The organism is Paenibacillus sp. MER 180 (assembly GCF_023713665.1).
Classification (GTDB): domain Bacteria; phylum Bacillota; class Bacilli; order Paenibacillales; family Paenibacillaceae; genus Paenibacillus_B; species Paenibacillus_B suaedae.
This window is the reverse complement of the sequence record NZ_JAMAVT010000113.1, coordinates 1-255: the sequence shown is the minus strand read 5'-3', so window position 1 is coordinate 255 and position 255 is coordinate 1. Positions and strand designations below refer to the sequence as shown.

General features: G+C 41.6%; 1 protein-coding gene. It reads left to right on the top strand.

Annotated features, from left to right (window positions below; translation table 11 throughout):
* Positions 1 to 255 (top strand): DDE-type integrase/transposase/recombinase (locus M3661_RS30100; protein WP_251491414.1); only part of this gene is annotated, 255 nt, incomplete at both ends.

The window sequence follows — 255 nt, the reverse complement described above, 5'->3', positions numbered from 1 at the left end:
ATCTAACGTATGTCAAAGTCAAAAACAGATGGCACTACATCTGTGTATTAGTTGACCTCTTTAATCGAGAGATCATTGGCTCAAGTGCAGGGCCGAAAAAGGACGCAGCTTTAGTCACACGAGCCTTCGCTTCTGTGCAAGGAAATCTAAGTCAAATTCAATTATTCCATACCGATCGCGGTAGTGAATTTAAGAACAAGTTGATTGATGAGACACTTGCTACGTTCAAGATCGGTCGTTCCTTAAGCATGAAAG